Source organism: Parabacteroides vesiculifaciens, from assembly GCF_049860805.1.
Taxonomy (GTDB): domain Bacteria; phylum Bacteroidota; class Bacteroidia; order Bacteroidales; family Tannerellaceae; genus Parabacteroides.
Genome location: NZ_CP187555.1, coordinates 444,562 through 456,660, shown reverse-complemented (window position 1 = coordinate 456,660; position 12,099 = coordinate 444,562). Strand labels below are relative to the sequence as shown.

The 12,099-nt window shown below is 47.6% G+C and carries 11 protein-coding genes; 9 read left to right on the top strand and 2 right to left on the bottom strand.

Going from position 1 to position 12,099, the window contains the following annotated elements; genetic code table 11:
• Window position 1 precedes the first annotated feature (1 nt).
• Together ACPYIV_RS01840 and ACPYIV_RS01835 are read right to left on the bottom strand one after the other, a co-directional pair.
• A complete protein-coding gene (locus tag ACPYIV_RS01840; protein ID WP_425885237.1) occupies window positions 2-697 on the bottom strand; it encodes an ABC transporter ATP-binding protein in 696 nt (231 codons plus the stop codon).
• Between the two features lie 36 nt (window positions 698-733).
• Window positions 734-3,142 carry an FtsX-like permease family protein gene (locus tag ACPYIV_RS01835; RefSeq protein WP_425885235.1) on the bottom strand — a complete coding sequence of 803 codons (2,409 nt, stop codon included), beginning with the start codon at window positions 3,140-3,142 and terminating at the stop codon, window positions 734-736.
• Between the two features lie 535 nt (window positions 3,143-3,677).
• Between ACPYIV_RS01835 and ACPYIV_RS01830 the strand changes: the two genes are divergently transcribed.
• The 9 genes from ACPYIV_RS01830 (at window position 3,678) to galE (ending at window position 11,967) form a co-directional block, all read left to right on the top strand.
• Entirely contained in the window at window positions 3,678-5,225 is a 1,548-nt protein-coding gene (locus ACPYIV_RS01830) for a DUF3078 domain-containing protein (RefSeq protein ID WP_425885233.1), read from the top strand.
• A 100-nt stretch (window positions 5,226-5,325) separates the two neighbouring features.
• Window positions 5,326-5,742, top strand: a complete 417-nt coding sequence (locus tag ACPYIV_RS01825) for a SoxR reducing system RseC family protein (protein WP_293733333.1) — start codon at window positions 5,326-5,328, stop codon at window positions 5,740-5,742.
• A 10-nt stretch (window positions 5,743-5,752) separates the two neighbouring features.
• Window positions 5,753-6,778 (top strand): Fe-S cluster domain-containing protein, encoded by a 1,026-nt coding sequence (locus ACPYIV_RS01820; RefSeq protein ID WP_293733332.1) that lies wholly within the window; start codon window positions 5,753-5,755, stop codon window positions 6,776-6,778.
• 11 nt (window positions 6,779-6,789) lie between these two features.
• Complete coding sequence (rsxC, locus tag ACPYIV_RS01815; protein WP_293733331.1) at window positions 6,790-8,121, top strand: electron transport complex subunit RsxC; 1,332 nt, start codon at window positions 6,790-6,792, stop codon at window positions 8,119-8,121.
• 13 nt (window positions 8,122-8,134) lie between these two features.
• A complete protein-coding gene (locus ACPYIV_RS01810) occupies window positions 8,135-9,094 on the top strand; it encodes an RnfABCDGE type electron transport complex subunit D (RefSeq protein WP_293733330.1) in 960 nt (319 codons plus the stop codon).
• A gap of 2 nt (window positions 9,095-9,096) precedes the next feature.
• Window positions 9,097-9,741, top strand: coding sequence for an RnfABCDGE type electron transport complex subunit G (locus ACPYIV_RS01805; protein ID WP_299359460.1), 645 nt, complete (start codon window positions 9,097-9,099; stop codon window positions 9,739-9,741).
• Window positions 9,734-10,318, top strand: a complete 585-nt coding sequence (locus ACPYIV_RS01800; protein WP_293733328.1) for an RnfABCDGE type electron transport complex subunit E — start codon at window positions 9,734-9,736, stop codon at window positions 10,316-10,318. The genes ACPYIV_RS01805 and ACPYIV_RS01800 overlap by 8 nt, the downstream gene beginning before the upstream one ends.
• 11 nt (window positions 10,319-10,329) lie before the next feature.
• Window positions 10,330-10,902 (top strand): electron transport complex subunit RsxA, encoded by a 573-nt coding sequence (rsxA, locus tag ACPYIV_RS01795; protein WP_293733327.1) that lies wholly within the window; start codon window positions 10,330-10,332, stop codon window positions 10,900-10,902.
• Window positions 10,903-10,926: 24 nt separating this feature from the next.
• The gene (gene galE / locus ACPYIV_RS01790; RefSeq protein WP_293733326.1) at window positions 10,927-11,967 is read left to right on the top strand and encodes a UDP-glucose 4-epimerase GalE; all 1,041 of its coding nucleotides are present in this window, start codon (window positions 10,927-10,929) and stop codon (window positions 11,965-11,967) included.
• Window positions 11,968-12,099: the final 132 nt, after the last annotated feature.

Genomic DNA, 12,099 nt, shown 5'->3' with positions numbered 1-12,099 from the left:
CTTATTTTATTAATGTATTCATCCATTTTCTGCTCTCTGTCAAAATATTGCCATCTATCATACGGATCAGTCTACCGGCCATCCGAGCATTTTCCTCGGAATGGGTAACCATCACGACTGTCGTCCCTTCACGGTTCAGTTCCGTCAACAGGCTCATCACTTCATTGCCATTGACGGAATCCAGGTTTCCGGTCGGCTCATCCGCCAGGACGATATGCGGATTCGTAACGATGGCGCGGGCAATCGCCACGCGTTGCTGCTGTCCCCCGGACAATTGTTGCGGGAAATGTTCCGAGCGATGGGCAATCTGCATCCGGTCGAGGGCGGAGTTCACCCTTTCCACCCGTTCCTTCTCCGAAACACCTGCATACAGCAAGGGAAGTTCCACATTCTCAAAGACCGTCAATTCGTCTATCAGGTTAAAACTCTGAAAGACAAAACCGATATTCCCATTCCGCAGATCCGTACGGTTATTCTCGGTATATTTGGAAACTTCCTGTCCGAGAAACCACAGCTCACCGTCAGTCGGGTTATCCAATAGCCCCAAGAGATTCAGCAAAGTCGATTTGCCACAACCGGAAGGTCCCATGATTGCCAGAAATTCTCCTTCATTTATTTCAAGATTAATGCCGTTCAAGGCCGTCGTCTCCACACTTTCCGTGCGGAACACTTTCGTCAGGTTAATTGCTTTTATCATACTTATCTGTTTTTTATTTCATACTTATCATTTCATTTATTCGTAACGCAGTGATGTCACCGGATTGCGGGAAGCGGCACGCCAAGTCTGGACAATGACCGTCAACATCGTAATCGACAAGATGACACAGCCGGCCAACGGAAACAGCCACCAACTGATCGTCACCTGATAGGCAAAATTGCTTAGCCAGCGAAGCATTAACAGATAACTCAACGGGCAGGCGATTAAAAACGCAATTCCGACCCAAACCATATATTCCCGGCAGAACATCCACACAATCCGGCAGGTATGTGCTCCGTTCACCTTCCTGACACCGATCTCTTTCGTACGTTGCACCGTCGACAAAGCAACTAAGCCGAACACTCCCATCATGGCGACAATGATAGCCAGCACCGTAAAGATTAAGAACATCCGGCCAAGCTGCCGTTCATGAGCATAATTAAGATTCAAGGCGTCCGAGAAAAAACGATACGTAAAGACATTATCCGGGCGCATCTTCTCATACTCCTCTTTCAGGAACTTCAGTGTCTCAGCCTTATTCTCAGGAGAAATCTTTATATATAACGTATTCAACAGCCGGCGGGAATAATACAGATAAGCCGGCTTAACTTTCTCACGCAGCGGTTGGAAGTTAAAATCTTTCACGACACCCACGATCCGCGAAGTTTCTCCGTACCACCCTTTGTTCTGCAAAAGCATACCGACCGGATCTTCCACATTCATCATCTTCCAGGCGGTTTCATTAATCACAATCGGCAACTCTTTCTCATAGGCACCGTCCATATAAGCCCTTTTATCCGCTCCAAACGTTTTTCCTTTCAACACGGTCAGGCCCAGTGTCTCCATAAAATCACCATCACCTGCCACGCCGACCATTTTCAGCGAGTCGACTTGTCCGCTCCCGTTCATCCAACTGAACGAGTTTTCTTCCGTTTGATGCCCCCGAAGATAATCCGAAAGTTCCACCCCTCCGGTTACAGACCTTACATTCGGGTTCTTCAACACCTCCTGCTTATAATCATCGATCCCATAACCGCCCATATACGACATAAAGTCGAAAAGTCCGCAATCGGCAACCACCATATCTTCCTTATCCAGCCCTAAATCTGCATTTTGCAGATAATGAAGCTGTTTGAATACGACAGAAGTACAAAAGACCATTGCTATGGCGATGACAAACTGCACACACACAAGCCCTTTTACCAACGTGCCTTTTTTCCCGGTCGAACGTCCTCCCCTAAAAGATTGCTGCGGATTGAAACGCGACATATAAAAAGCGGGAAACGCTCCTGCCAAGCAACCGACTCCGACTATTCCAACCAGGACAAACAAAACGGTCTGCCAACTAACCGTCAAGGCAATATCTTTTTCCACAAACTGATTAAAAAGCGGTAATAGCAATTCCGTCAGTGCCAATGCCAGTATCAGCGACAGGAACGCCTGGACCAGGCTCTCCGACAAAAACTGCATCACCAAAACCTTTCGTTTGGCACCTGTCACTTTCCGGACACCGATTTCCCTAAAACGTTGGGAGGCGCGTGCCGTAGACAAAGTTGTGAAATTGAATGCCCCCATAAAAACGATCAGGACAGCCAAAGCCGCAAACAGATAAATTTGCGACATATTCCCGTGATTGCTGACTTCCGGATCTTTAAATGACGTATGTAGATGAATATCTTTTAGCGGCTGGAACTCCAAAGGCATTCCCTTGTCCTTATGGCTCAGCCAGACACGGCTCATCTTTTGTCGGTCTGCATCTGATAAAACAGTTCCTTTCCTTAGCTGGATATAGACGCTTGTCCCCTCGACAAAATCCCAACTCACCGGTTCATAATAGGCCTGTTCGCTTAACAAGACCTCAAACTTGATATGGCTTTTACGCGGTACTTTCAGGACTGCCGCCACTTTATAGCGGAAAGTGCGTCCGAAAAACCGGCAGGAAACTTCTTTCCCGACAGCCGATGCCTCGCCAAACAATTTCTTTGCCGCCGACTCCGACAACACGATTTGTTGCGGATCTTTCTTTATCAGATCAGGGACACCGGCAACAACCGGAAAACTGAATACATCGAAAAAGGCAGTATCGACATATGTATATTTAGCTTCGATCAGATCGGTCCCCGAATGCAGGTTCAAGGTTCCGAAGTTCAGCATAAAAGTAGCATTCTCCACTTGCGGGAACTCTTCCCGCAATACCTTGCTTAACGGAGCCACTGTATATGCAGACTCTCTCGCTTGTCCGCTTGCCTCTTGTTCTACCGCAATTACCCGGTAGATCAAATCCCGGTTAACCTGGAAATCCTCGAACGTCATCTCATCCACAATCCAGAGATAAATCAGGAAAGCGGCCATCATCCCCAGCACAAAGCCCAGCATATTGATAGACGAAAACAGGAGACTCCGCTTAATCGACCGAATTGCTACTTTTATATAGTGTTTTAACATAGAACTGTTTTTATGAATCATTTAAAACAAAGCAAAGACCATGCCAATTTCGGAATTCACTTATTTACAACCATATATGGACTAAACCTTTTTAAGCGTATTGTCCGTTTTCGTACGTCTTGCGTGCAAAAACGCACAGATGTGATCCAAACCCCATTACCAGACAAAACAAAATTCCATTTCGACAAATGACGAACGGATTCCGATGGAACCTGCTTTCCTATGCAGTGTATGCATAGATAAATGCCAGTGTAATTTGTTTTCGACATTGCCAAGAATATCTTCGGCATCGTCGAGAATTTACACGGCATTGTCGGATATGTTCCCGACAACGCCGAAAACAAAATACACTTACATACAATTCAAATTAGTAGCTGATCAACAACAAGATAGACGCAATAGAAGACATCGCGCAATGTATTAGTATAAAACAAAACATTCACCCCCCACTACAATTACACACAAAATTAGTCTATCTCATAACTTTTCATTAATTTCGCACCAATATTTTAAATGAATGTAAAAAGATACGACAATGGTAAAAAGGTCTGTTTTAGCGTTATTTATTGTATTGTTATTCAGTAGTAATCGGGTAGGCGCACAGGATGTTAATATAATCAGCGGGAATCAGCTGAGCAAACCTGTTCAGACTGCGGTTCCCGACACATTTCCTTTATTAGATTTGGATGAAACAGAATTGGACAAAATTCCTGATCTCAGGGCACAGTTCGAAAAGCTAAATAGCAGCTATTCCTCTCCTATAACACCGAGCGAGAACTTGCTCCGTTTTTTAAAGAAAGACGAGATAGAGCTATCGCCGGAAGCACAATATTGGGTAAACTGGGTACGCGACCCTTCAACGATCATCAGCCCGTGGGCAACCTTACGGGATACGACGATCGTCAATCCGTTGTTTACTCCGATTCTGTTCAAGGGCGGCCTCATCCCGGAAGACCTGCAATTATATGATAAAAACATAGTTGCAAATCAACGTCCCGGCTTCCAATTGTTCAAGCCGGATACAACTTTGTTCCAAGACGAGATTCTTAAGAACAAGTTGCAAAATACAGCATATAATTATGTACGTATAAACCATCCTGAATATTTCCGCTATTCGAAACGCGACCTGCCTACAGATATTGTTAAAACGCACGTCATCAAGAAAGCGACATACGAACCGGAGCTTATCAAGATAGAAAATGATCCGAACGCATTCAGTGATGTGGATGCCCCGGTCAAGTTCATTCCGGAACGGCGTTATTGGACTTCACACTTCGAAAGTGCTGTTCAGTTTGCACAGAATTATATTTCTCCGAACTGGCATAAAGGAGGAGTCAGTGCCTTAAACTTAACGAACCGGCAATATTTCGTCTATGACTATAACAAAAATAAAATTCAGCTCAAAAACGAACTGGAATGGAAAACCAACGTTCTAACGGCTCCTAAAGACACATTGCGCGATTACAAAATCGGTGATGACGTGCTCCGTCTACACAGTAATATCGGATATAAAGCTTTCAGCAAATGGTTCTATACGTTCGATGCCACGTTCCAGACTCAGCTATTTTCAAATTTCGCTGAAAATACAGACAATAAATTGGCCAGCTTCCTTGCTCCGTTCAACGTCAATATCGGTGTCGGTATGAAATACGAATTAAATAAATCGTTTCCGGAAAGGCGACACAAGAAAGTCGGACTGTCTGTCAACCTCGCTCCGTTGTCTTACGACTTAAAATATAGTATAAACAAAGATATCGACTTAGGCCGTCACGGTTTTCAAAAAATCGAAGGATCGGATGTCTTCGACCATAAGCTGCACAAATTCGGTTCGACCATCAATGCTACTTTGAATTTCCAATTCAACAGGAACATCAACTGGTATTCACGCTTTTACTATTTTACAAGCTACGAAAACATCTTGGGCGAATTCGAGAACCGTCTGACAATGGCAATCAGCCGCTTCTTCTCGACAACCATCTCGTTACAACTAAGGTTTGACGATTCGGTCACCAAGAAAGAAGATTTCAACAGCTATGTCCAAATCAATGAACTGTTGAGCTTCGGGTTTAATTACAAATGGTAAGACAAAGTCTATTATTTCCATAATAAACTTTGTTAATCGTGACATAATTTCCAAATAATACGTACTTTTGCCCCAGTTTTGCAATGTCGAGATTACAAATATGAGCGAAAGTATCAATCACAATGGGGTTATAGAGAAGATCGACGGCGGTACGGTCTACGTCAGGATCATCCAACAATCGGCTTGTTCCGGATGCCATGCGCAAAGTATGTGTGCGGCATCCGAGAGTAAAGTAAAGATTATCGAGGTTCCGGACAACTCTGGAAAGTTCCATGTAAATGAAGAAGTCCAGCTATGCGGACAAAGTTCACTGGGCCTGCAGGCCGTGCTTCTTGCATTTATATTTCCGCTTATAATAGTACTTGCAGCTATCGTAACAGGTACAAGTATGCAATGGGAAGAAACCACAAGCGGGTTAACCGGATTACTGCTCTTAGTTCCTTATTATTGCATATTATACTTTTTACGCGACAAACTAAAAAGGCGATTCATTTTTACTTTGAAAAAACTTAATTGACAAAAATATCATGATTTTAATTGCCGTTATTTCATTAGGAGCGATTGGAGCCATCGGCGCAGTTTTTCTATACGCCGCCTCCAAGAAGTTTGAAGTATACGAAGATCCTCGTATCGCACAAGTTCAGGAGGTATTGCCCGGAGCCAATTGCGGAGGTTGTGGATATCCCGGATGCGGTGGTTTTGCTGCCGCCTGCGTAAAGGCTGACTCGCTGGACGGGCTGTTATGTCCCGTAGGTGGAGCACCGGTAATGGGACAAGTCGCCACCATCCTCGGAAAAGAAGCAGCCAGTGCAGAACCGATGGTAGCCGTCGTGCGATGCAACGGGACCTGCACTGCCCGTCCGCGTACGAACCAATACGACGGAGTGCAGAGTTGTGCCATTGCTTCCACCTTGTATGGCGGAGAAACCGGCTGTTCATTCGGTTGCTTAGGATATGGCGACTGTGTGTCGGTTTGTAACTTCGACGCCATCCATATCAATCCTGAGACAGGGCTTCCAGAAGTGGACGAAGACAAATGTACTTCGTGCGGAGCTTGTGTAAAAGCCTGTCCGAAAAACATTATCGAGTTGCGTAAGAAAGGGCCTAAATCACGCCGTATCTACGTCAGCTGTGTAAACAAAGACAAAGGCGGAGTAGCCAAGAAAGCATGTGCCAACGCTTGTATCGGTTGCGGCAAGTGTGCAAAGGAATGCCCGTTCGAAGCGATCACCGTGGAAAACAACCTGGCTTACATCGATTACACAAAATGCCGTTTGTGCCGCAAATGCGTAGCCGTATGTCCGACCGGCGCCATCCACGAATTGAACTTCCCGCCGCGTAAAGAAACAGCACCTGCTGTGGACGCCGACAAAGTAAAGCCGGCCGCTGCACCGAAAGCAGAAGCACCGAAAGCAGAAGTAAAGCCGGAAACCCCGAAGGTCAAGACTCCGGAAACAGAAATTCCGAAAACAGACGCTACGGTTACAAACGCTACGCCAAAAGAAGAAACTCCTGTAGTTGAAACAAAAAAAGAAGAAACAAATCAAAAATAAAATCTAATAGTATGCTAAGGACATTTCGAATCGGAGGTATACATCCGCCCGAAAATAAATTGTCTGCCGGTAAGAAGATTACCGCGTTAGCTGCTCCTAAGCAGGTAATCATACCGCTCAGTCAGCACATCGGGGCTCCGGCCCAGGCAGTGGTCAAGAAGGGTGACCCGGTTAAAGTCGGAACACTTGTCGCCAAGGCAGGAGGTTTCGTTTCCGCCAACATCCACTCGTCGGTATCCGGTAAAGTAAACAAAATAGATAACGCTCTCGACTCGAGCGGCTACAAACGCCCTGCCATCTACATCGATGTGGAAGGCGACGAATGGGAAGAAACGATCGACCGCAGCGATGCATTGGTAAAAGACTGCACACTGTCGTCCAAAGAGATCGTCGACAAGATTGCAGCAGCCGGTATCGTAGGTCTGGGTGGTGCGACCTTCCCGACACAGGTGAAGTTGATGCCTCCTCCCGGAAGCAAGGCCGAGATCATCATTATCAACGCCGTCGAATGCGAACCCTATCTGACTTCCGACCACTCCCTGATGATGGAGAAAGGTGAACAGATCCTGGTCGGCGTCACGCTGTTGATGAAAGCCGTAAACGTAAACAAAGCCGTTATCGGCATTGAAAATAACAAACCCGACGCAATCGCCCACCTGACGAAGCTCGCAGCCGCTTATCCCGGAATCGAGGTCATGCCGCTGAAAGTGCAATATCCGCAAGGGGGTGAAAAGCAGCTGATCGACGCTGTGATCCGTCGCCAGGTAAAGAGCGGCGCACTGCCTATCTCTGCCGGCGCCGTCGTACAGAACGTAGGAACCGCCTATGCTGTCTACGAAGCCGTCCAGAAGAACAAACCGCTGTTCGAACGTGTCGTAACCGTAACCGGAAAGGCTGTAGCCAACCCGTCGAACTTCTTGGTCCGCATGGGGACGTCGATCAACACGCTGATCGAAGCTGCCGGTGGTATTCCTGAGAACACGGGTAAGATTATCGGCGGCGGCCCGATGATGGGAAAAGCGTTGGTAAGTGCCGAAGTCCCTGTGACCAAAGGCAGTTCCGGCGTATTGCTCCTGACGAAGGAAGAATCTGTCCGCAAGCCGATGCAGGACTGTATCCGTTGCGCCAAGTGCGTGGACGTTTGCCCGATGGGTCTGAACCCGGCCTTCCTGATGAAGTTTACCGTCTATAAAGACTGGGAAAAGGCAGAGGCCAACTATATCCAGGATTGCATCGAATGCGGTTCCTGCAGCTATACGTGTCCCGCCAACCGTCCGCTGTTAGACCAGATCCGGTTGGGCAAAGGCAAAGTTATGGGTATTATTCGTGCAAGAAAGTCATAAAACAAAGAGCAATATGGAAAACAAATTATACGTATCGCCTTCGCCCCACATTCATGGCGGCGACAGCATAAGCAAAAATATGTACGGTGTGCTGATTGCCCTTGTTCCGGCTTTCTTGGTATCACTCTACTTCTTCGGACTGGGAGCGCTGGTCGTAACCGTCGCTTCGGTTTTCTTCTGCGTCCTGTTCGAATATCTGATTCAGAAGTTCCTGATGAAAAAGGAACCGACCATTTACGACGGTTCGGCTATCCTGACCGGTGTCTTGCTGGCGTTCAACCTGCCGTCAAACCTCCCGATCTGGATCATCGCCATCGGTGCGCTGGCTGCTATCGGTATCGGTAAGATGTCGTTTGGCGGCCTGGGCAACAATATCTTCAACCCGGCGCTGACGGGCCGTATCTTCCTGCTGATCTCTTTCCCGGCACAGATGACAACCTGGCCGTTAGCCGGACAATTGATGTCCTACACGGATGCAACGACAGGAGCAACCGTCCTTTCGCTGATGAACGAAGGCGCACTCGACAAGATGCCCGCACTCAGCGATATGCTGGTCGGCAACATGGGCGGTAGCCTGGGTGAAGTAAGCGCACTGGCACTGCTGTTGGGTATGTTCTATATGTTATGGAAGAAGATTATCACCTGGCATGTCCCGGTGTCTATCTTTGTCACGGTATTTGTCTTTACAGGTATCATGCACTTAGTGAACCCGGTCCAGTATGCAAACCCGTTCGTCCATCTGCTTTCCGGCGGTCTGATGCTGGGAGCGATCTTTATGGCGACCGACTATGTGACTTCGCCGATGAGCAAGAGCGGCATGATCGTCTACGGTGTCGGCATTGGTATCCTGACAACGGTTATCCGTCTGTTCGGTTCTTATCCCGAAGGTATGTCATTTGCCATCTTCATCATGAATGGAGTTACTCCGCTAATCAACAGTTATATGAAACCTAAACATTTCGGAGGAAAATAAGCATGGCAAAACTAAAATCAACATTACCCAATATGTTCCTTTCACTCACGATCATCTGTGTTGTGGCAGGAGCGATATTAGCAGGTGTGAACATGTACACCACCGGCCCGATTGCCGCCACTAAAGCAGCTGCACTGGAAGAGGCGATCAAAGCAGTCACACCGGCATTCGATAACAAACCGACCGAACAGGCTTATATGGCAGTTACGGCAGACGGCGATTCGCTGAAGATCTACCCGGCAACGAAAGACGGCCAGTTCGTAGGCGCTGCCGTGGAAAGCAATACGAAGAAAGGTTTCAGCGGCGAGATCAAAGTGATCGTCGGCTTCGACGCCACAGGCAAACTGCTCAACTACTCCGTACTGCAACATGCCGAGACTCCGGGTCTGGGCGCCAAGATGCAGGAATGGTTCAGCACGGACAAGAACAAACAGAGCGTGCTGGGACGTAACTTGGCCGACGGCGAACTGAAAGTATCCAAAGACGGCGGCGATGTAGACGCGATCACAGCAGCTACCATTACCAGCCGCGCATTCCTGAATGCCGTGAACCGCGCCTACAGCGCCTTCTCCGGTACCGACGGACTGACCGGCGCAACCGCATCATCCGATAACACAACTAAAGAGGGAGGAAACGACAATGAGTAACCTGAAAATATTGATGAATGGTATCATCAAAGAGAACCCGACATTCGTATTGCTGTTAGGTATGTGCCCGACGCTGGGTACGACCTCTTCCGCTCTCAACGGTATGAGTATGGGACTTGCCACGATGTTCGTACTGATCTGCTCCAACATCGTGATCTCCGCCTTGAAGAACCTGATCCCCGACATGGTGCGTATTCCGGCTTTCATTGTCGTGATCGCAACCTTCGTGACGGTCGTCCAGATGTGTATGGAGGCTTTCGTTCCGGCATTGTATGCCAGCCTGGGCTTGTTCATCCCGTTGATCGTTGTAAACTGTATCGTGCTGGGACGTGCCGAAGCATTCGCTGCCAAGAACGGCATCATCCCTTCCGCTTTCGACGGACTGGGTATGGGACTGGGCTTTACGATGGCCTTGACATTGCTGGGTGCTGTCCGCGAGTTGTTGGGAACCGGCAAGCTGTTCAACCTGACATTGATGCCCGAACAATACGGTTCACTGATTTTCGTACTGGCTCCGGGTGCTTTCATCGCACTGGGATATCTGGTCGCTATTGTAAACAAACTGCGTAAAGCATAAAAACGAACGATATGGAATATATATTGATATTTATTGCCGCCGTATTCGTAAACAACGTTGTACTGGCACAGTTCTTAGGTATCTGCCCGTTCCTCGGCGTATCCAAGAAGGTGGAAACGGCTGCCGGCATGGGCGCCGCCGTGACTTTCGTATTGACGATCGCTACTGTCGTAACGTTCCTCGTACAAAAATATATTCTGGATGCTTTTGGCTTGGGCTTTATGCAGACCATCAGCTTCATCCTGATCATTGCCGCATTGGTACAGATGGTGGAAATCATCTTGAAGAAAGTCTCTCCGGCCCTTTATCAGGCGCTCGGCGTGTTCCTTCCTTTGATCACGACAAACTGTTGTATCTTAGGTGTAGCCATCCTCGTAATACAAAAAGAATATAATTTATTGGAATCCGTTGTATATGCAATCTCAACAGCTATTGGATTTGCGTTAGCTTTGATTATCTTTGCAGGTGTCAGAGAACAATTAGCAATGACAAATGTTCCCGATGGCATGAAAGGGACCCCGATCGCCCTTATCACAGCAGGTCTGCTGGCTATGGCTTTCATGGGTTTTTCAGGGATTGTGTAATTACTAATCTAAATAAACACTAAGATGAAACAAAAGATTTTAGTAGCAGGTGGAACTGGTTACATCGGATCACACACCACAGTAGAACTGCAAAACGCAGGTTATGAAGTAGTCATCATCGACGACCTGTCTAACTCCAATATAGAAGTATTGGACGGCATCGAACGCATCACAGGCATCCGTCCTGAATTCATCAAGCTGGACCTGAAAGATAAGGAAGGAACCCGCGAAGCGCTGAAAGCCCATCCGGGAATCAAAGGTATCATCCTCTTCGCAGCCAGCAAGGCAGTGGGCGAATCCGTACAACAGCCGTTGAAATACTATCGCAACAACGTCGTTACACTGGTAAACCTGCTGGAGCTGATGCCGGAATTCGATATCGAAGGTATCGTCTTCTCCTCTTCCTGCACCGTTTACGGACAGCCTGATCCTGAAAACCTGCCTGTAACCGAGAACGCACCGATCAAACCGGCTACTTCTCCTTACGGAAACACAAAGCAGATCAACGAAGAGATCATCCGCGACACGATCCACGCCGGCGCTCCTTTCAAGAGCATCATCCTGCGTTACTTCAACCCGATCGGAGCACATCCGACGGCAGAGATTGGCGAATTGCCTAACGGCGTTCCCCAGAACCTGATCCCCTATCTGACACAGACAGCTATGGGCATCCGCAAAGAGTTGAGCGTGTTCGGTGACGATTATGACACTGTCGACGGCTCTTGCATCCGCGACTATATCAACGTTGTAGACCTGGCTAAGGCTCACGTAATCGCTATGGACCGCATGCTGGGCGGCAAGTCTTTGGACAATGTGGAAATCTTCAACCTCGGAACCGGCAACGGTGTTTCCGTACTGGAACTGATCAACACGTTCGAAGCTGCTACAGGCGTCAAAGTTCCGCACAAGATCGTTGGCCGCCGCGAAGGTGATATCGAAAAGGTTTGGGCAAATCCCGAACGCGCCAACAAGGTATTGGGCTGGAAAGCAACAGAAACACTTGCCGACACATTGGCTTCCGCCTGGAAATGGCAGGAAAAACTGCGCGAACGCGGTATCATGTAATCGGTAATATCCTCATAATTGATAAAAAGGGAAGCATCAGACGATGTTTCCCTTTTTTCATTTTACATTCACACCTTCCAAACCTGTATCAATCAGGTCGTTCTTGTGAACCCTCGACATTCTTTATAACTA

Bases quoted from the DNA above. Each gene is read 5' to 3' on its own strand.
- ACPYIV_RS01835 (WP_425885235.1), bottom strand. From the start codon at position 3,142: ATGTTAAAACACTATATAAAAGTAGCAATTCGGTCGATTAAGCGGAGT.
- ACPYIV_RS01805 (WP_299359460.1), top strand. From the start codon at position 9,097: ATGGCAAAACTAAAATCAACATTACCCAATATGTTCCTTTCACTCACG.
- ACPYIV_RS01830 (WP_425885233.1), top strand. From the start codon at position 3,678: ATGGTAAAAAGGTCTGTTTTAGCGTTATTTATTGTATTGTTATTCAGT.
- ACPYIV_RS01800 (WP_293733328.1), top strand. From the start codon at position 9,734: ATGAGTAACCTGAAAATATTGATGAATGGTATCATCAAAGAGAACCCG.
- rsxC (WP_293733331.1), top strand. From the start codon at position 6,790: ATGCTAAGGACATTTCGAATCGGAGGTATACATCCGCCCGAAAATAAA.
- ACPYIV_RS01810 (WP_293733330.1), top strand. From the start codon at position 8,135: ATGGAAAACAAATTATACGTATCGCCTTCGCCCCACATTCATGGCGGC.
- ACPYIV_RS01840 (WP_425885237.1), bottom strand. From the start codon at position 697: ATGATAAAAGCAATTAACCTGACGAAAGTGTTCCGCACGGAAAGTGTG.
- galE (WP_293733326.1), top strand. From the start codon at position 10,927: ATGAAACAAAAGATTTTAGTAGCAGGTGGAACTGGTTACATCGGATCA.
- ACPYIV_RS01825 (WP_293733333.1), top strand. From the start codon at position 5,326: ATGAGCGAAAGTATCAATCACAATGGGGTTATAGAGAAGATCGACGGC.
- rsxA (WP_293733327.1), top strand. From the start codon at position 10,330: ATGGAATATATATTGATATTTATTGCCGCCGTATTCGTAAACAACGTT.
- ACPYIV_RS01820 (WP_293733332.1), top strand. From the start codon at position 5,753: ATGATTTTAATTGCCGTTATTTCATTAGGAGCGATTGGAGCCATCGGC.